Source organism: Cytobacillus oceanisediminis 2691 (genome assembly GCF_000294775.2).
GTDB lineage: Bacteria > Bacillota > Bacilli > Bacillales > Cytobacillaceae > Cytobacillus > Cytobacillus pseudoceanisediminis.
On record NZ_CP015506.1, the window covers coordinates 5,172,650 to 5,189,883 of the forward strand.

Sequence of the window (17,234 nt, forward strand, 5' to 3'; positions counted from 1 at the left end):
TATCACAATCCCCTTTTTGAACACACCCTAATGCTTGGCGTGTCAGATTGGGACCTTTTTTCAGGTCCATAAAGGCGGCGCCATATATGGCAGCCTTCACTACTCTCTATTCTCAGCCAGTCCGGCTGCATTTCCACAGTCTCTTTAGTGCTTCATAGCATCCATTTCATCAATATTAACACTCTTTTTATTACGGTACAGGGCAATTAATATCGCCAGGCCAACTGCTGCTTCTGCTGCTGCAACAGTGATTGTAAACAAAGCAAATATCTGGCCTGTTATGGATGGCATAATGCCGTATTTGCTGAATGCCACCAGATTGATATTGACCGCATTCAGCATCAGTTCGATTGAAATCAGGACAATCACGGTATTGCGCTTTGTCAAGGCACCATACAGCCCGATGCAGAAAAGAATTAAAGCCAAGGCCAGGTAGGCTTGAACGGGAACTGTACTCATTCCTTTTCCGCCTCCTTTTCATCATCTCTCTTAGCCAAAACAATTGAACCAATTAAAGCGACCAATAATAGGACAGATGTTACTTCAAATGGAATTATGAATTTTGAGTAAAGCTCAATTCCGATTTGCTCTGTATTATTGACATGAAGGTCATTCGGTGCTGACGGCAAATCGAGGTTATAAATCCCGATGTACACCGCGAAAGCAAAGCCAAGCACACCCAGGAATAATAACAGCTTTCGAAAGCGTCCTGTTTTCGGCTCGCTTGTATCGTTATGGCGTGTCAGCATGATTCCGAACAGCATGATGATGGTAATGGCACCGGAGTAAATTAAGATCTGGACGGCTGCCAGGAATTCAGCTGAAAGCAGCACATAAATTCCGGCAATGCTTACAAATGTAAATACCAGAGCGACAACCATATGCACGACTTTGGTAAGGTTTAATAAAAGCACGCCGCCGATGACCGCAACTAAAGCTAGAGACATAAACGCTAAAAACTCACCTGAAAACGTCATGCTTTATTCACCTTCCGTATATTTTCATCATTTTCATCAAGCCATTCAAGATTTTTAAACAGCTCATCCCGGCTATATTCCGCCAGTTCAAAATTATTGGTCATGATAATCGCTTCGGTTGGGCAGACTTCTGTGCACAAGTCGCAAAGGATGCAAATTTCGAAATTGATGTCATAGGTATCAATGATTTTTCCCTTTTTGGCAGGGTCCGGATGCTTTTTGCCTGTCAGCTGGATACAATCGGTTGGACAAATATTTGCACACTGATTGCACACGATGCACTTTTCAGGATAAAACTTTTGAATTCCCCTGAACCTGTCCGGAAGCGGAAGCGGTTCATTCGGATAGTCATAGGTTACCTTTTTGCGTGTCAGGTTTTTTAGGGTATACGATAATCCTTTCGCTAAACCAAGCATGTTTTTTCACCCCTTGTTAAGAAATGCATAAGGCGCCCGCTTATCGGCGACAAGCATAAGACGAGCCGGCTAAAAGGTTGTTTTTTTACCTTTTGGACGGATTGGCTTAGACCCGAGAGCCGATGGCGCCTGGAGCTGGACAATTTTAGAAATGCGGAAGCGCCTTGCCCACCCCCGACAAGCACAAGACGAGCCCTTTCAGAAGGTGTTCTTTCCTTCTGAAAGGGATTGGCTAGTCTTTCGTCCCTAGGAGCCGCAACTAGACAAGCTTGTGACCTCGAGGGGGGTAGGCGCTCCTAAAAGCTAACGCTTTTTAGTCCTGCGATGAAGATGCTGTCGAATCGTTCCTTGTGGAGCTAGACAGTTCACGAAACTTTATGAGGCCGGTCTTCAATTAAAATATATTCAGCCATTCTTTCAGCAAAGCTGTTAAGAAGATATTCGCAAGCGCTACGGGCAGCAGAACCTTCCAGCCAAATTCCATGAGCTGGTCTGCACGAAGGCGCGGGAATGTGACACGAAACCAAACCAAGATAAAGATTACAGCCGTGAATTTAAGTGCAAACCAAACGGCACCCGGAATGAATTCCAGGAATGGAAGCGGCAGCCACCCGCCAAGGAATAATACGGTTGTCAACGAAGCCATTGCAAAGAAATATACATATTCCGCAAGCATGAAGAACGCCCAGCGGAAGCCGGAATATTCAACATGGAAACCTGCGACCAGCTCTGATTCAGCTTCAGGCAAGTCAAATGGAACACGGTTCAGCTCAGCTGTCGAAGCAATCAGGAATACGATGAAAGCAATTGGCTGCCAAATGATGAACCAGCCATTCTTTTGCGCTTCCACGATCTCATTGAGGTTTAAGCTGCCTGTTAAAAGGATAATGCCTAATACAGACATAACGAGCGGGATCTCATAAGAAATCATCTGGGCCGCAGCACGCATCCCCCCAAGCAGGGCATATTTATTATTGGAAGCCCAAGCTCCGGTGACAATACCGACTGTTGTCAGTCCGGAAATGGCTATGTAATACAGCAGTCCAACTCCAATATCAGCAAACTGAAGTTTATCTGTAAAAGGAATCGTTGCCAGCACCATAAATGCCGGTGCAAACGCAATGACCGGTGCAAGAATGAACAGCGGCCTGTCTGCAAGTTTAGGAATGGTGTCTTCTTTTAATAAAAGCTTTAATACATCAGAAACGGTCTGAAGAAGCCCCCAGCGTCCTCCGACCTGATTCGGGCCATGGCGCAGCTGCATAAACCCCATGACTTTTCGTTCTGCCAGGATGGCATAAGTAACAAACCCCAAAACGACTAATAGCAAAACGGTGGCAAGCAAGAAGAAAATACCGAAATTCAGCAGACCTGCTTCGGAATAAAGAAGTTCTTCTACCATTAACCGTCCACCTCCCCAAGGACAATATCAATTGCCCCTAAAATAGCAATCAAGTTCGCAATGTTTTCGCCTTCAAGCAGTTTAGGGAGAATTTGAAGATTATAGAATGATGGCCTTCGGAATTTTAAGCGATATGGCTCCTTCTTTCCATCACTCGCGATATAGCAGCCGATTTCCCCCCGCGGAGATTCGATTCTTACAAACGCTTCCCCTTTTGGCGCTTTGATGATTTTCGGAACTTTTGCCAGTATTTCGCCTTCTGAAGGGAATTGTTCCACTGCCTGTTCAAGGATCTTTAATGATTCTTCAATTTCCTTCATGCGCACATGATACCTGGCCCACGCATCCCCGCCGTCCTGAACGGCAACATCGAAATCGAAGCGGTCATAGATGGAATACGGCTCATCTTTCCGGAGATCCCATTTCACGCCTGTGCAGCGAAGATTTGCACCGCTCAGGGAGTAGTTTAAAGCATCCTCTTTCGTATACTTTCCTACCCCTTTGACACGGTTCATGAAAATTTCATTTCCTGTTACAAGCTGATGATAGCCTTTCAGCTGTTCACGCATATAGGGAACAAACTCTCTTACTTTTTCAACCCAGCCTTCAGGAGCATCCCATTTTACACCGCCGACACGCATATAGTTAAACGTTAAGCGGCCCCCGGATATTTCATTCAGCATATTGATGATCATTTCACGTTCTCTGAATGCATACAGGAATGGGCTTGTCGCTCCAATATCCAGCAAATAGGTACCCCACCATACGAGATGGCTGGCAATCCGGCCAAGTTCCATGGTAATTATCCGAAGATATTCGGCCCGATCCGGAATTTTAAGATCCATCATCGTTTCAACGGCATGCACAAGGATATAGTTATTCGTCATGGCGGCAAGATAATCCATTCTGTCTGTATAAGGAATAATTTGCGTATACTGCAGGTTTTCAGCCAATTTCTCCGTTCCGCGGTGCAGATAGCCGATGACCGGTTTCGCCTCTTTGATGATCTCACCGTCAATTTTCAGAACAAGGCGGAAAACACCGTGCGTACTTGGATGCTGAGGTCCAACATTCAAAAGCATTTCTTCGGTTCGCAGCATTGGTTACACCTCCACATCGTACGGTTCATAGTCTTTGCGCAGCGGATGCCCAATCCAGTCTTCCCCAAGCATAATCCGATATAAATTAGGGTGGCCCTTGAACTGAATGCCCAGCAAATCATACGTTTCACATTCCGGCCAATCCGCTCCAGCCCATAACGGCTGCAGAGAATCAATTTCCGGCTTATCGCGGTCAATTTTAACCTTAAGGGCTACAGATTGGCGCTTTTTGTATGAGTATAAATGAGCATACACTTCCATATGCGTCTCAAAATCAGTGCCATGAAGCTCTGATAGGTAATCAAAACCAAGTTGTTCATTATATTTCAGGAATTCTGCCAATTTAAAATATGATTCAGCCTTGGCAACTAAAGTAGGCACATCCTTGGAAAGATCATTAATATAGTACTCTTCAAGAACGTCAGCACCAAGATTCTCTTCAATTACCTTTACATATTTATCAAGATAAGGCTGATTAACGGATGGCGCTTTTGCTGCAGCCGGTTCAGTGTCTGCCTTGCTTCCGGCAGCTTTTGCCTTTGCGGCAGCTGCGGCGGCGGCCTTTGCCTTTGCGGCTGCGATTGCCTTGGCCTTTTCATCATCAGCTGATCCGCCAGCTTTGCCTGCCGCAGCTAATTTTGCTTTTGCTGCAGCGGCGGCTTTCGCCTTTGCGGCTGCAATAGCCTTTGCTTTCTCGTCATCCCCGCCAGCTTGTTTTGCTTGAGCAGCGGCTTTCGCCTTAGCTGCTGCTGCGGCCTTTGCTTTTGCGGCGGCGGCGGCTTTTTGCTTGGCAATGTCCATATCTTCTGCTGGGGATTCTTCCTTCGCTTCCCCCTGCTCTTTCGCCTTCACTTTAGCCAGTGCTGCAGCCTTCGCCTTCGCAGCGGCAGCGGCTTTTTGCTTGGCCAGATCCATGTCTTCTGCTGGGGATTCTTCCTTCGCTTCACCCTGCTCTTTCGCCTTCATTTTAGCCAGTGCTGCAGCCTTTGCCTTCGCAGCTGCGGCGGCTTTTTGCTTGGCCAGATCCATGTCTTCTGCTGGGGTTTCTTCTTTCGCTTCACCCTGCTCTTTCGCCTTCATTTTAGCCAGTGCTGCGGCCTTTGCCTTCGCAGCGGCAGCAGCTTTTTGCTTAGCCAGATCCATGTCTTCTGCAGGTGTTTCTTCCTTCGCTTCACCCTGCTCTTTCGCTTTCATCTTTGCTAGGGCAGCAGCCTTTGCCTTCGCAGCTGCGGCGGCTTTTTGCTTAGCCAGATCCATGTCTTCTGCAGGTGTTTCTTCCTTCGCTCCGCCCTGCTCTTTCGCCTTCATTTTAGCCAGAGCTGCAGCCTTCGCTTTAGCTGCTGCTTCTTTTTTCAGCTGTTCAAGATCCTTTTCTCCGCTCATAGGTTAGATCACCTTCTTCCCAGTCTTAGCCTCATAACGGATTTTTTCCTTTAGCTTATTAATTCCATAAATCAATGCTGCCGGGTTCGGCGGGCATCCTGGTATGTATACATCAACAGGGACAATCTGGTCGACCCCTTTTACAACTGAATAAGATTTAACATATGGCCCTCCCGCTGTTGCACAGGAGCCCATTGCAATCACCCATTTTGGTTCAGGCATTTGATCGTAAAGACGGCGGACGATTGGCGCCATTTTCTTTGTTACTGTACCTGAAACAATCATGACATCAGACTGGCGGGGAGATGTACGGAAAAAAGATCCGAAACGGTCCAAATCGTAATGCGATGAACCAACACCCATCATTTCAATGGCACAACAAGCAAGCCCGAAGGTCATTGGCCACAATGAATTACTCCGCGCCCACGCTTTAATCTGTTCCAAAGTTGCCATAAACACATTTCGCTGCAGTTCTTCCATTTCTTCTGGTGAAATATTATCCAACTTTAAATCCATTTCAGCACCTTCTTTTTCCATGCATAAACAAGTCCAATTACTAGCATAAATACAAAAATCAGCATCTCAATCAATGCAAAAATACCAAGTTTCTCATAGGCCACAGCCCAAGGATACAAAAATACCGTCTCTACATCAAAAATGACAAACATCAGGGCAAAAATATAATAGCGGACATTGAACTGCACCCTCGAATCATGGAATGGCTCAATCCCGCTCTCATATGTGGTATACTTCGTATCATATGGCTTATAGGGCCGCAAAAGCTTTCCCAAAAACAAAGCCACCACAGGCAGTAAAACTCCCAGGCACAAAAACACAAAAACTATCAAATAGTTATTCTGATATAAATTCCAAAGCTCCATGCCTATCCCCTCCAATGCTGAAAATTTTCACAACATTTAAACATGTAACCGTAACCATTATACACCCTACTCCCCCATGTGTCGACACAACCTCAGACTATTATTGGAAATTCTATCTAGGCCTCAAATCGGATCGCCGGAAGAGAATTTCCATACGCACTTCCCAGCTGGTTTAACACCTTCTCCAGATTATATGAGCTTGCCCCCAGTCAATATCCATTAAAATCTTCATTTATATTTATCTACCATTAAAAATTAAACCACCTGCTTTGTCAGTGAGATATTTAACACCTTAAAAGAGTTTTTTATTTTAAGCCTGAGTTTTTTGCATTCATTGCTCCTTAAGTTTATCGGCCACTTTTCCAATTTATCGGTCAGTTCCTGTTCTATCAATATACAGCACCGACATATCGGAAAATAAATCACATACAAAAGTTTCTATTTAAACCATCTTAAGGATTAAATGTATCAAATATGACCATTTCTGATGCTTTTTGTTCATCTATTATGAACATTATTATGTTTTGCCGTTTCTTCGTTAATTTCTTGAAATGTGCGTAATTAAATTATAACTCCCCTGTTCTTTTTCTCTGAATTTTCTGTGCTAGCATAGAAATTGTCAACCAAGCTATTAGGAGGCTTTAATATGAAAAAATATTTTTATTATCTGCTCGCAGCTTTAACCATCTGGAGTACAGCAGGTGCGAGCGCATATGCAGAAGAAGTAACTGTAAACAAAGGGGATACCCTTTGGTCCATAGCACAAAAACATGAAGTGACCGTTCAGGATATTAAAAACTGGAATGGTCTAGCCGCGGATTTGATTCATCCAAATGATAAACTCGATGTTTCACCTGAAGAAATATACATAGTAAAATCCGGTGATACACTATGGAATATTGCCAAAACATACGGTATTACAGTACATAACCTCAAAAAATGGAATCAGCTAAACTCAGACGTTATTAAACCCGGTTTAGAGCTTATCATCTATAAAAATGGCTCTGAGAAGGAAATAAAATCTAAAACAGTTGTAAAAGCCGCTAACACAGGACAGCCTGCAGGTGAAGCAGGCAAAAACCTGACTGTCACGGCAACTGCCTATACAGCCAGCTGTGAAGGATGCATCGGCATTACTAAAACAGGAGTAAATCTTATTGATAACCCGGATGCAAAAGTTATTGCGGTGGATCCGGACGTAATTCCTTTGGGTTCTAAAGTATTTGTAGAAGGATACGGGTATGCTACTGCCGAGGATATTGGCGGAGGAATTAAGGGAAATGAAATTGATGTGTTTATTCCTGCCACACCAGATGCCATGCAATGGGGAAGAAAAGAGGTAAAAGTTACGATTCTGAATTAATTGCAATTCCGAAGAGGTCTCTCACACAGGGACCTCTTAATTGTGCTATTCATAATAATGGCTACTTTTTAACCAGGTATGTTTCAGACACCCGGCAAAAGGCTTTTAATAGATTTTGCATACATTTTATCCGAATCGCTTCGTCAAATAAAAATACATTGAAAATCTCCGCTTCAAGCATGATGAATATTTTCATGGTTGCATCACCCTTATTGCTTATATGATTATTTGTAAAATAGCTGATTAATTCTCTTTCATAGTATTCTATCGTTCCAAATAATACAGTCGACAAGGATATCACCCCCTGGTTTTCTTAAGCCTTGTCATTCTAAGCCATGTTGATAATATATGACTCTATTCCCCGGGTTTCAACAGAATCTGACACATTTAACAAAATAGTTAAATTAGTTAAAAAGGCCATTTGTTTTTAATATAAATGTCACACGGCTGTTTCCCATGAAATTATATTTTGTGATAAAGTTATCTTAAGAGCTTAAATTAGGAGAAATTCATATGACTAAAAACAACTGCCCAGTTATTCAAAAATTCGATGAGCTCGTTAAAAAAAGCAATGAGCTAAAAAAAGAACTAGACGTCACTCCTTTTGAAGATAAACAAAAGTTCATGAGCCTTCTCAAAAAGCTTATGACCGTGCATAAAAACCTGGATCAGTTAACCCTATATGACCAGACAAAGTATTAAAATAATACAAGGACAGGCCTATGCCTGTCCTTTCTTATGTATAAAACCCGGATTACGGCTATTAGCCACTCACCCACCAACATATCAACCATCAATTCCATTCGATTAAGTTCACCTAAAAACAGGCTGCCCTCTAAAAGGCAGCCTGTTTTTTATTAATAGCGTCTTCTTCGGTTTCTAAGGAACGCCGGGGTATCAAGTGACTCTTCTTGCGGGTCAGCCTGCACCCGGTAATCTTCCTGAATCGGTTCCCTTTGTTCTCTAACCGGCCGGCGATTGCTTGGTTCTTCTGCATACTGATATGTATGAGCATAGTCTCTTTCTGCTGATGGTTTTAACTTAGGTTTGGCACGTAATTCCTCTTGCTCGTTAAAGCCAGTCGCAATAACCGTAACAAGTATTTCTTCCTTTAGGGAATCATTGATGACCGAGCCAAAAATCATATTCACTTCCTCGTCTGAAGCGGAGGCGACGATATCTGCAGCCTCTTGCACTTCATATAAGCTGATATTAGCACCGCCTGTAATATTCATGATGACGCCGCGGGCTCCATTAATGGACGTTTCTAATAAAGGACTTGATATTGCTTTACGGGCTGCTTCAGCCGCACGGTCTTCCCCTGTGGCAATTCCAATCCCCATCAAGGCTGTTCCTTTATGGGACATAACTGTTTTAACATCGGCAAAATCGAGATTGATTAAACCAGGAACGGCAATCAAATCAGAAATACCCTGAACTCCCTGGCGGAGGACATTATCCGCTTCCATAAACGCTTCAAGCATAGGTGTTTTCTTATCAATAATCTCTAATAAGCGATCATTTGGAATAATAATTAGCGTATCGACTGCTTTTTTCATTGCCTCAATGCCTGCATCTGCATTGGCTGCACGCTTGCGGCCCTCGAACTTGAAGGGGCGGGTTACCACACCAATTGTCAGAGCGCCTACTTCACGGGCAATGCGTGCAATGGCAGGAGCAGCACCAGTTCCAGTTCCGCCGCCCATTCCGGCAGTAACGAATACCATGTCAGCACCCTTCAATACTTCACGAAGCTGGCTTTCACTTTCTTCAGCCGCCTTCCTGCCTACATCAGGATTTGCCCCTGCTCCCAGGCCCCTCGTTAAGGTAGCGCCGATTTGCATGGTTACTTCTGCCTTTGATTGATTTAGAGCTTGTCCATCTGTATTAACAGCAATAAACTCTACTCCCTCAACTCCATGTTCAATCATCCTGTTTACAGCGTTGTTTCCCCCGCCTCCGACACCGATGACTTTGATTGTAGCATATTGGTCTATATTTGTATCAAACTCCAGCATTGCGGCTCCTCCTTTAATTCAAATAGACTTGCATGATTGCTTTAAAAAAGAGAGTAACCCTTTAAAGGTTTACTCTCTTCTATTGTAAAGGCCTATATGAAAGAATTCGAGTGATTTATCTATTTTTTGGGGCAATTTTCTTAAAATTCCGGTGGTAAATATTACTATAAAAAACACCCCCAGCTTAGCCAGGGGTGCTGATGTTTTTATTAGAACTTTCTTTCCGAAACTTCGATCCGATTAATTGCACGCTGAAGTGCAAGCTCTGCACGGCGAAAATCAATGTTTTCACGCTTCTGCTCATTCAGGCGCTGTTCAGCACGCTGTTTCGCACGAACGGCACGCTCTACATCAATTTCTTCTGCCTGCTCAGCAGATTGCGCTAATATCGTTACCTGCTCCGGACGAACTTCCAGGAATCCGCCGCTGACTGCGACGAAATCAGTTTTTCCGCCGTTTTTTAAACGAACGGCTCCAATTTGTAACGGTGCAACCATTGGAATGTGTCCAGGTAAAATTCCAAGCTCACCGCTTTGAGCTTTTGTGCTTACCATTTCCACATCTGATTCATACACCGGGCCATCGGGAGTAACAACACTGACTTTAATCGTCTTCATTTTTTACCCTCCTGGTCCAGAATTAGACCTCTACGCCCATTTTCTTAGCACTCTCGATAACTTCTTCGATTCGGCCGACAAGTCGGAATGCATCTTCTGGCAGGTGGTCATACTTTCCTTCAAGAATATCTTTGAAACCTTTAACAGTTTCTTTAACCGGTACGTATGAACCTGGCTGGCCAGTAAACTGCTCAGCAACGTGGAAGTTTTGTGATAAGAAGAACTGGATACGGCGTGCACGTGCTACGACTAGCTTATCTTCATCAGAAAGCTCGTCCATACCAAGAATCGCGATGATATCCTGAAGTTCTCTGTAACGCTGTAATGTCTGCTGCACCTGGCGTGCAACTGAGTAGTGCTCTTCACCAACGATTTCCGGTGACAATGCACGGGAAGTGGAAGCGAGCGGATCCACCGCTGGGTAGATACCCATCTCAGAAAGCTTACGCTCAAGGTTAGTTGTTGCATCTAAGTGGGCGAAAGTTGTAGCCGGAGCCGGATCCGTATAGTCATCGGCTGGTACGTAAATCGCCTGGATGGAAGTAACAGAACCTACGTTAGTAGATGTGATACGTTCCTGTAATTTACCCATTTCAGTTGCAAGTGTCGGCTGGTAACCAACGGCAGATGGCATACGGCCTAATAGGGCTGATACCTCTGAACCTGCCTGTGTGAAACGGAAGATGTTATCCATGAAGAAAAGAACGTCCTGTCCCTGGTCATCACGGAAGAATTCTGCCATTGTCAAACCTGTCAGGGCAACACGCATACGCGCACCTGGCGGCTCGTTCATCTGACCGAATACCATCGCTGTTTTCTTGATAACGCCTGAATCTGTCATTTCATGATAAAGGTCATTACCTTCACGAGTACGCTCACCTACACCGGCAAATACGGAAATACCGCCGTGCTCCTGAGCGATGTTATTGATCAATTCCTGGATTAATACGGTTTTACCTACACCGGCACCACCGAACAGACCGATCTTACCACCTTTAATGTATGGAGCAAGAAGGTCTACTACCTTAATACCAGTTTCAAGAATTTCTACTTCAGTAGAAAGCTGCTCAAACTTAGGAGCCTCTCTGTGGATAGAATCACGACGGGCATCTGCAGGGATTGCAGGATCTAAGTCGATTGATTCACCAAGTACGTTGAATACACGTCCAAGTGTTACATCACCTACTGGTACAGAAATTGAAGCACCCGTGTCAACAACTTCACTTCCGCGCTGTAAGCCGTCAGTAGAAGACATTGCAATGGTACGGACTGTATCATCACCTAAATGAAGGGCAACTTCAAGGGTTAAGTTGATGTCAACTTCAGATTCGTTACGCGCAGGATTTGTAACAGTCAATGCATTATAGATCTCAGGAAGCTGGCCGCTTTCGAACTTTACGTCAACAACCGGACCCATAACTTGAAGAACACGTCCTTTGTTCATCTTTTTCCCTCCGTTCGTTTTACATAATGGAGAGCAGGCAACAACTCACCTGCTAACTCCGCTTTTCGTTTGTCTAGCTCCGGCGCCTAGCCCCTCGAGTCATAAGCCATTTCCTTCCAGAAGGATAGAACACCTTCCTGCAGGGCTCGTCTTATGCTTTTAGGGGCTGATCGAGGCGCTTCTGCTTTTCTGTATTATTCTAACGCGGCTGCTCCGCCGACGATTTCGGTAATTTCCTGCGTGATGGCTGCCTGACGTGCACGGTTGTAGCTTAAGCTTAATGAGTTAATAAGATCTTTAGCATTATCCGTTGCATTCTGCATCGCTGTCATCCTTGCAGCATGCTCACTTGCCTTACTGTCTAATAGCGCACCGTAGATTAAGCTTTCAGCGTATTGAGGCAGCAATACTTTTAAAATTTCTTCAGCGGAAGGTTCAAACTCATATGATGTAAGCTTTTTCGAGCTGGAGATATCCGTAAGCGGAAGAAGCTTCTTCTCTGTTACATCCTGTTGAATCGCGCTGACATAATGGCTGTAGTACATATATAATTCATCAAATGTTTCATCAGCAAACATGCCAACTGTTTTGCTGGCAATATCTTTGATTTCAGCAAATGCTGGCTGGTCTGCAACGGCAACGATATCCAGAATGACGTTCATATTGCGCTTTTTAAAAAAGTCGCGGCCAACACGCCCGATCGCAATGATTGCATACTCATCAGGTGATTTATGGCGCTTTTGAATCGTCTGGTAGACATTTCGCAATACGTTACTGTTATAAGCTCCCGCAAGTCCGCGGTCAGACGTGATTACCAGGTAACCAGTTTTCTTGACAGGGCGGCTGGTCAGCATTGGATGTGATACATCTTTGCTTCCCAAAGCGATGGATGCCGTAACTTCCTGGATTTTCTCCATGTAAGGCACGAATGACTTTGCATTCATTTCTGCCTTATTCATTTTCGCAGCTGATACCATCTGCATTGCTTTTGTAATTTGACTCGTTTTCTTCGTAGAAGTAATACGATTTTTTATATCGCGTAATGATGCCACAGGTTCTCACCACCCTTATTCAGATTAGGCCAGCTGCAGCGCCTAACCCCTCGAGGTCATTAGCCAATCCCTTCCGGAAGTAAAGAACACCTTCCTGCAGGGCTAGTCTTATGCTTGTCGGGGCTGACCAAGGCGCTTCCGCTTTTTATTGTTTGTCAGAACCGAATTGAGGTGCTTAGATGGGGATCACTTCCCCATCCGGGCAATCTCGATTATTCGGATACTGCGAAAGTTTTCTTAAAGTCGTTAATCGCAGATGCCATATCGTCATCAGAAGGAAGTTCTTTAGTAGCCACGATATGGTCTAACAAATCTTTGCGGTTATGGTCTAACCATGAAAGGAATTCAGATTCGAAACGACGAATATCCTGTACAGGAATGTCATCTAAGAAGCCGCGAGTTAGAGCGTAAAGGATTGCAACCTGCTTCTCAACTTTTAACGGCTTGTTAAGATCCTGCTTTAGAACCTCTACTGTACGGGCACCACGGTTAAGTTTAGCCTGTGTTGCTTTATCAAGGTCAGAACCGAACTGGGCAAATGATTCAAGTTCACGGTATGAAGCAAGGTCAAGACGCAGTGTACCTGCAACCTTTTTCATTGCTTTGATCTGTGCAGATCCACCTACACGTGATACAGAAAGACCTGCGTTGATCGCCGGACGTACACCGGAGAAGAATAGGTCTGACTGAAGGAAAATTTGTCCGTCAGTGATTGAGATAACGTTTGTTGGAATATAAGCAGATACGTCCCCTGCTTGTGTTTCGATAAATGGAAGCGCAGTGATTGAACCTGCACCTTTCGCATCGCTTAGCTTCGCAGCGCGCTCAAGCAAGCGGCTGTGCAAGTAGAATACGTCCCCTGGATATGCTTCACGGCCTGGAGGACGGCGCAATAGCAATGAAAGCTCACGGTAAGCAGAAGCTTGCTTTGTTAAGTCATCATACACAACAAGAACGTGCTTCCCGTTGTACATGAACTCTTCACCCATTGTTACACCAGCGTAAGGAGCTAAGTATAGCAATGGAGCAGGCTGTGATGCAGATGCTGTTACAACAATTGTGTAATCTAAGGCACCCTGCTTACGAAGTGTTTCTACTGCATTACGAACAGTAGATTCTTTTTGTCCGATTGCTACATAGATACATACCATATCCTGATCTTTTTGGTTCAGGATTGTATCAATTGCAACAGATGTTTTACCTGTTTGACGGTCACCGATGATTAACTCACGCTGTCCGCGGCCGATTGGCACAAGAGCGTCAATCGCCTTGATGCCTGTCTGAAGCGGCTCGTGTACAGATTTACGATCCATAACACCTGGTGCCGGGCTTTCAATTGGACGTGATTTTGTTGTGTTGATTGGTCCCATGCCATCTACTGGCTGTCCAAGAGGGTTTACTACGCGGCCGATTAGTTCTTCACCAACCGGTACCTCCATGATGCGGCCCGTACGGCGTACTTCATCGCCTTCACGGATTTCTGTAAATGGTCCTAAAATGATAATACCGACGTTATTTTCTTCAAGGTTTTGTGCCATACCCATAACGCCGTTTGAAAATTCAACAAGTTCTCCAGCCATGACATTGTCGAGGCCATGAGCACGAGCGATACCGTCACCAACAGAGATAACCGTACCTACATCACTCACTTGAATTTCCGACTGATAGTTTTCGATTTGCTTTTTTATCAGCGCACTGATTTCTTCAGCATTGATGCTCATGAGTTTCACCCCTATCTACGAATCTTAGCCTAATAATTGACGTTCAAGACGCTCAAGCTTCCCGCGCAAGCTGCCGTCGAAAATCCGGTTTCCGATTCGAAGCTTGATGCCGCCGAGCAAGTTAGTATCAACTATATTGTCAATACGAAGTGATTTTTTTCCAACCTTAGCTGCAAATGACACAGATAATGCTTCCTTCTCTGCTTCAGTCAGCGGACGAACAGTGTATACTTTCGCATCCGCAATCCCTTTTTTGTCATTCGCAAGGCTTATAAAATGATCTGCCACATCAGAGATATGATCTTCGCGGTGGCGTTCAATTAGTATCATTAACGTATTTAATACAAACGTGTTCACAGATGCAAATGCGTCTTTTAAAATCTCTTTTTTCTTCTCAATTGAAAGCTTTGGAGATTTCAATACAGACTTTAAATCTGAGTTATTAGTTACTACTTCTTTCACTGCACGAAGCTCTTCTTCCATTTGGTCAAGAAGCTGGTGTTCATTCGCAAGCTGGAAAAGAGCCAACGCGTAGCGCTTTGCTACTGTGGAGCCCGTCATCGCTTTTCTCCTGCCTCTTGAATGTATTCATTGATCAGCTTTTCTTGATCAGCTGCGCTTAATTCCTTCTCAATAACCTTGGAAGCAATTAGGACAGACAATGAAGCGACCTGCTCGCGGATAGCGGCAACCGCCTGTTCTTTCTGCTGCTCGATTTCAAGCTTAGCAGATTCCTTAATGCGTTCAGACTCAGTGCGGGCAGCCGCAATGATTTCCTCACGCTGCACGTCGCCTTGTTTCTTCGCATTTTCGATAAGGCCCTGTGCTTCTGTACGTGCTTCTTTTAAAAGATTTCTTTGCTCTTCTAAAAGTTTTTTTGCTTCTGTACGGCTTTCTTCTGCCGCTTGGATTTCACTGGCAATATGCTCTTCACGCTGCTGCATAATGCCCATTAAAGGACCCCACGCGAATTTTTTCAGCAATGCCAACAAGATGATGAACATGATCAGCTGGTACAAAATGTCCCCGCCGTTAAAACCGCCGCCTGCAGCGCCTAATACTAGACTGTTTGTTAACACCCTCGATTCACTCCCTTCAAGAGTTGTTCCACTTATGAAACGGAGTCATATGCATGATTCCGAATTAGTTTTAAGGTAAAAAAACATAAAGGAATGGCGAAGGTTCATAGAATGATCTTCGCCATTTAGAACGATTGGTACAGTATTAATTAACCGCCGATAACCATGAACGCGATAACAACGCCGATGATCGGAACAGCCTCTACTAACGCAACCCCGATGAACATTGTAGTTTGAAGCATACCGCGAGCTTCTGGCTGGCGAGCCATACCTTCAACTGTTTTTGATACGATAAGACCGTTACCGATACCGGCACCTAGTGCTGCTAAACCGATTGCAATTGCTGCTGCTAAAAGACCCATTATTGAGTTCCTCCTTAAATTGTATGAAAATTTATTTGTTTAAAATGTTTTGTCCATGAAATGAACAGGTATATATTAATGGTCATGGCTCACTTTGTGTGCCATATAAACCATTGTTAACATACAGAAAATGAATGCCTGGATAGATCCGACAAAGATTGAGAATCCTTGCCATACAAGTGTCGGCAGGATTGCTGCAAGCATTCCGCCTACACCGGCGTGAGCCAGTCCTCCGACAAGCAATGTCAGCAGGATTTCACCTGCATAGATATTACCGTAAAGACGAAGTCCCAACGTCAGAGTGTTTGCAAACTCTTCAATGATTTTCAATGGGAACAAGAAAGGCATTGGCCTGATAAAATCACGGCCGTATTCTCCTACTCCTTTAAGCTTTACGCCATAGTAATGCGAAAGCCCAACAACCATTGCCGCTAATGTTAATGTGATAACAGGATCGGCTGTCGGCGATTTCCACCATAAAGTGTGATCATAAGTGATTGCGAACGGAAGTCCGAGCATGTTTGAAACAAAGATATACATGATCAGGGTTAATCCAAGGATGTGGAATCTTCCGCCTGTCTTCCAGTCCATCGTGCTGTTAATGATATTCTTAACAAAATCCATAATCCATTCGAAGAAATTTTGCATCCCCGTTGGTTTCATGGCCAATCGACGGGTTGAAAGCAAAGCAATAATGAAAACAATAGCACTTGCCACTGTAATCATCAGTACGTTTGATAAGTTAAAATTCAATCCTAAAAAGTCCACTATAGGAGCTTCATGATGCAATAGTGTTCACCTCTCTTCCCGCTATTTACGTAATTGAAAAGATTGAAGAAAATAATCTATCATAATGACAATATAGGATGTCATTAATCCAAATACCACACTGATCAGATGCAGCTTATCCGGATATTCCAGAGCGATCATCACAGCAAATACTGCTGTAGCCATTCTGGATACCGTTCCAAGTGAACGCACCTTCTCGCCTCTCTCGACTGCCTCTCCAAACTGCAGCGCCTTTCGTGAAATCAGCCACAAATTGAACAGGCTTAAGCTTGTACCAAATATCAAGCCCAGAAAAATAGATTGATAAGGTGTAAACCCCCAGCCGAGAACGTATACAGACAACAAAAGGAATATGTATTTTCGCTGTCTTTGAAAAGTTACTTTGATTTCCGGCATGATGTTCATTCTCCTGTGAAGAAATGTTGGATTAAGCGAAGCATGGCGTAAATCCCGGCGCCCAGTCCAATGAACAAACCGACCAATAGGAATAACGGCTCTGTTCCTGCCTTGCTGTCAAGCCACCTTCCGGCGAAAATGCCAATGAGCGTGGAACCTACTAACTGAGAAAGAATGGCGGACATTAAGGCCATCGCCTTAAATGGGTTGCGGTCTTTTTGACGCATAAAAACG

Annotated in this window: 22 protein-coding genes; 2 read left to right on the forward strand and 20 right to left on the reverse strand. The window is 44.2% G+C overall.

From position 1 onward, the window contains the following. Positions 1-144: 144 nt before the first annotated feature. The 8 genes from nuoK to A361_RS25810 form a co-directional block, all read right to left on the reverse strand. The gene (gene nuoK, locus A361_RS25775) at positions 145-459 is read right to left on the reverse strand and encodes an NADH-quinone oxidoreductase subunit NuoK (protein WP_009332198.1); all 315 of its coding nucleotides are present in this window, start codon (positions 457-459) and stop codon (positions 145-147) included. Next, positions 456-977 (reverse strand): NADH-quinone oxidoreductase subunit J, encoded by a 522-nt coding sequence (locus A361_RS25780; protein ID WP_019380621.1) that lies wholly within the window; start codon positions 975-977, stop codon positions 456-458. The genes nuoK and A361_RS25780 overlap by 4 nt, the downstream gene beginning before the upstream one ends. Further along, positions 974-1,393 carry an NADH-quinone oxidoreductase subunit NuoI gene (nuoI, locus tag A361_RS25785; RefSeq protein WP_009332200.1) on the reverse strand — a complete coding sequence of 140 codons (420 nt, stop codon included), beginning with the start codon at positions 1,391-1,393 and terminating at the stop codon, positions 974-976. The genes A361_RS25780 and nuoI overlap by 4 nt, the downstream gene beginning before the upstream one ends. A gap of 394 nt (positions 1,394-1,787) precedes the next feature. Beyond that, positions 1,788-2,795 carry an NADH-quinone oxidoreductase subunit NuoH gene (nuoH, locus tag A361_RS25790; RefSeq protein WP_019380620.1) on the reverse strand — a complete coding sequence of 336 codons (1,008 nt, stop codon included), beginning with the start codon at positions 2,793-2,795 and terminating at the stop codon, positions 1,788-1,790. Then, positions 2,795-3,895: an NADH-quinone oxidoreductase subunit D gene (locus A361_RS25795; RefSeq protein ID WP_019380619.1), complete on the reverse strand. Its 1,101-nt coding sequence runs from the start codon at positions 3,893-3,895 to the stop codon at positions 2,795-2,797. Before A361_RS25795 ends, nuoH begins: the two co-directional genes overlap by 1 nt. Positions 3,896-3,898: 3 nt before the next feature. Next, positions 3,899-5,278 (reverse strand): NADH-quinone oxidoreductase subunit C, encoded by a 1,380-nt coding sequence (locus tag A361_RS25800; RefSeq protein WP_019380618.1) that lies wholly within the window; start codon positions 5,276-5,278, stop codon positions 3,899-3,901. Positions 5,279-5,281: 3 nt separating this feature from the next. Continuing rightward, entirely contained in the window at positions 5,282-5,794 is a 513-nt protein-coding gene (locus A361_RS25805) for a NuoB/complex I 20 kDa subunit family protein (protein WP_019380617.1), read from the reverse strand. Then, complete coding sequence (locus A361_RS25810; RefSeq protein ID WP_009332205.1) at positions 5,785-6,159, reverse strand: NADH-quinone oxidoreductase subunit A; 375 nt, start codon at positions 6,157-6,159, stop codon at positions 5,785-5,787. The genes A361_RS25805 and A361_RS25810 overlap by 10 nt, the downstream gene beginning before the upstream one ends. 646 nt (positions 6,160-6,805) lie before the next feature. On the opposite strand from A361_RS25810, the gene A361_RS25815 reads away from it, so the two are divergent. After that, on the forward strand, positions 6,806-7,522 hold the full coding sequence (locus A361_RS25815; RefSeq protein WP_019380616.1) for a LysM peptidoglycan-binding and 3D domain-containing protein: 717 nt from the start codon (positions 6,806-6,808) through the stop codon (positions 7,520-7,522). A 61-nt stretch (positions 7,523-7,583) separates the two neighbouring features. On the opposite strand, the gene A361_RS25820 is transcribed toward A361_RS25815, so the two are convergent. Further along, a complete protein-coding gene (locus A361_RS25820) occupies positions 7,584-7,814 on the reverse strand; it encodes a hypothetical protein (RefSeq protein ID WP_019380615.1) in 231 nt (76 codons plus the stop codon). 221 nt (positions 7,815-8,035) lie between these two features. Between A361_RS25820 and A361_RS25825 the strand changes: the two genes are divergently transcribed. After that, positions 8,036-8,224 (forward strand): hypothetical protein, encoded by a 189-nt coding sequence (locus A361_RS25825; protein WP_009332207.1) that lies wholly within the window; start codon positions 8,036-8,038, stop codon positions 8,222-8,224. A 155-nt stretch (positions 8,225-8,379) separates the two neighbouring features. Here the strand turns inward: A361_RS25825 and ftsZ are convergent, their stop codons facing one another. From ftsZ to A361_RS25880, 11 genes are all read right to left on the reverse strand, one after another. Then, positions 8,380-9,540: a cell division protein FtsZ gene (gene ftsZ, locus A361_RS25830; RefSeq protein ID WP_019380613.1), complete on the reverse strand. Its 1,161-nt coding sequence runs from the start codon at positions 9,538-9,540 to the stop codon at positions 8,380-8,382. 209 nt (positions 9,541-9,749) lie between these two features. After that, the gene (locus A361_RS25835; RefSeq protein ID WP_009332209.1) at positions 9,750-10,157 is read right to left on the reverse strand and encodes a F0F1 ATP synthase subunit epsilon; all 408 of its coding nucleotides are present in this window, start codon (positions 10,155-10,157) and stop codon (positions 9,750-9,752) included. A 22-nt stretch (positions 10,158-10,179) separates the two neighbouring features. Continuing rightward, positions 10,180-11,601, reverse strand: a complete 1,422-nt coding sequence (gene atpD / locus A361_RS25840; RefSeq protein ID WP_009332211.1) for a F0F1 ATP synthase subunit beta — start codon at positions 11,599-11,601, stop codon at positions 10,180-10,182. 194 nt (positions 11,602-11,795) lie between these two features. After that, entirely contained in the window at positions 11,796-12,653 is an 858-nt protein-coding gene (locus A361_RS25845; protein WP_009332212.1) for a F0F1 ATP synthase subunit gamma, read from the reverse strand. A gap of 212 nt (positions 12,654-12,865) precedes the next feature. Then, a complete protein-coding gene (gene atpA, locus A361_RS25850; RefSeq protein WP_009332214.1) occupies positions 12,866-14,374 on the reverse strand; it encodes a F0F1 ATP synthase subunit alpha in 1,509 nt (502 codons plus the stop codon). 24 nt (positions 14,375-14,398) lie between these two features. Beyond that, entirely contained in the window at positions 14,399-14,935 is a 537-nt protein-coding gene (locus A361_RS25855) for a F0F1 ATP synthase subunit delta (protein WP_019380612.1), read from the reverse strand. Beyond that, positions 14,932-15,453, reverse strand: a complete 522-nt coding sequence (locus A361_RS25860; protein WP_009332218.1) for a F0F1 ATP synthase subunit B — start codon at positions 15,451-15,453, stop codon at positions 14,932-14,934. Before A361_RS25860 ends, A361_RS25855 begins: the two co-directional genes overlap by 4 nt. A gap of 149 nt (positions 15,454-15,602) precedes the next feature. Continuing rightward, positions 15,603-15,815: a F0F1 ATP synthase subunit C gene (gene atpE / locus A361_RS25865; RefSeq protein WP_009332220.1), complete on the reverse strand. Its 213-nt coding sequence runs from the start codon at positions 15,813-15,815 to the stop codon at positions 15,603-15,605. Between the two features lie 75 nt (positions 15,816-15,890). Next, the gene (gene atpB, locus A361_RS25870) at positions 15,891-16,604 is read right to left on the reverse strand and encodes a F0F1 ATP synthase subunit A (protein ID WP_009332222.1); all 714 of its coding nucleotides are present in this window, start codon (positions 16,602-16,604) and stop codon (positions 15,891-15,893) included. Between the two features lie 21 nt (positions 16,605-16,625). Further along, a complete protein-coding gene (locus A361_RS25875; protein ID WP_009332224.1) occupies positions 16,626-17,000 on the reverse strand; it encodes an ATP synthase subunit I in 375 nt (124 codons plus the stop codon). Positions 17,001-17,005: 5 nt separating this feature from the next. Beyond that, positions 17,006-17,227 carry an AtpZ/AtpI family protein gene (locus A361_RS25880; RefSeq protein ID WP_009332225.1) on the reverse strand — a complete coding sequence of 74 codons (222 nt, stop codon included), beginning with the start codon at positions 17,225-17,227 and terminating at the stop codon, positions 17,006-17,008. Positions 17,228-17,234: the final 7 nt, after the last annotated feature.

Excerpts from the sequence above, each read along its gene's own strand:
- atpE (WP_009332220.1), bottom strand. The coding sequence starts at position 15,815 with ATGGGTCTTTTAGCAGCAGCAATTGCAATCGGTTTAGCAGCACTAGGT.
- A361_RS25780 (WP_019380621.1), bottom strand. The coding sequence starts at position 977 with ATGACGTTTTCAGGTGAGTTTTTAGCGTTTATGTCTCTAGCTTTAGTT.
- A361_RS25795 (WP_019380619.1), bottom strand. The coding sequence starts at position 3,895 with ATGCTGCGAACCGAAGAAATGCTTTTGAATGTTGGACCTCAGCATCCA.
- atpD (WP_009332211.1), bottom strand. The coding sequence starts at position 11,601 with ATGAACAAAGGACGTGTTCTTCAAGTTATGGGTCCGGTTGTTGACGTA.
- A361_RS25835 (WP_009332209.1), bottom strand. The coding sequence starts at position 10,157 with ATGAAGACGATTAAAGTCAGTGTTGTTACTCCCGATGGCCCGGTGTAT.
- nuoK (WP_009332198.1), bottom strand. The coding sequence starts at position 459 with ATGAGTACAGTTCCCGTTCAAGCCTACCTGGCCTTGGCTTTAATTCTT.
- A361_RS25825 (WP_009332207.1), top strand. The coding sequence starts at position 8,036 with ATGACTAAAAACAACTGCCCAGTTATTCAAAAATTCGATGAGCTCGTT.
- A361_RS25805 (WP_019380617.1), bottom strand. The coding sequence starts at position 5,794 with ATGGATTTAAAGTTGGATAATATTTCACCAGAAGAAATGGAAGAACTG.
- A361_RS25815 (WP_019380616.1), top strand. The coding sequence starts at position 6,806 with ATGAAAAAATATTTTTATTATCTGCTCGCAGCTTTAACCATCTGGAGT.
- nuoI (WP_009332200.1), bottom strand. The coding sequence starts at position 1,393 with ATGCTTGGTTTAGCGAAAGGATTATCGTATACCCTAAAAAACCTGACA.
- A361_RS25880 (WP_009332225.1), bottom strand. The coding sequence starts at position 17,227 with ATGCGTCAAAAAGACCGCAACCCATTTAAGGCGATGGCCTTAATGTCC.
- A361_RS25810 (WP_009332205.1), bottom strand. The coding sequence starts at position 6,159 with ATGGAGCTTTGGAATTTATATCAGAATAACTATTTGATAGTTTTTGTG.
- ftsZ (WP_019380613.1), bottom strand. The coding sequence starts at position 9,540 with ATGCTGGAGTTTGATACAAATATAGACCAATATGCTACAATCAAAGTC.
- nuoH (WP_019380620.1), bottom strand. The coding sequence starts at position 2,795 with ATGGTAGAAGAACTTCTTTATTCCGAAGCAGGTCTGCTGAATTTCGGT.
- A361_RS25800 (WP_019380618.1), bottom strand. The coding sequence starts at position 5,278 with ATGAGCGGAGAAAAGGATCTTGAACAGCTGAAAAAAGAAGCAGCAGCT.
- A361_RS25875 (WP_009332224.1), bottom strand. The coding sequence starts at position 17,000 with ATGCCGGAAATCAAAGTAACTTTTCAAAGACAGCGAAAATACATATTC.
- atpA (WP_009332214.1), bottom strand. The coding sequence starts at position 14,374 with ATGAGCATCAATGCTGAAGAAATCAGTGCGCTGATAAAAAAGCAAATC.
- A361_RS25855 (WP_019380612.1), bottom strand. The coding sequence starts at position 14,935 with ATGACGGGCTCCACAGTAGCAAAGCGCTACGCGTTGGCTCTTTTCCAG.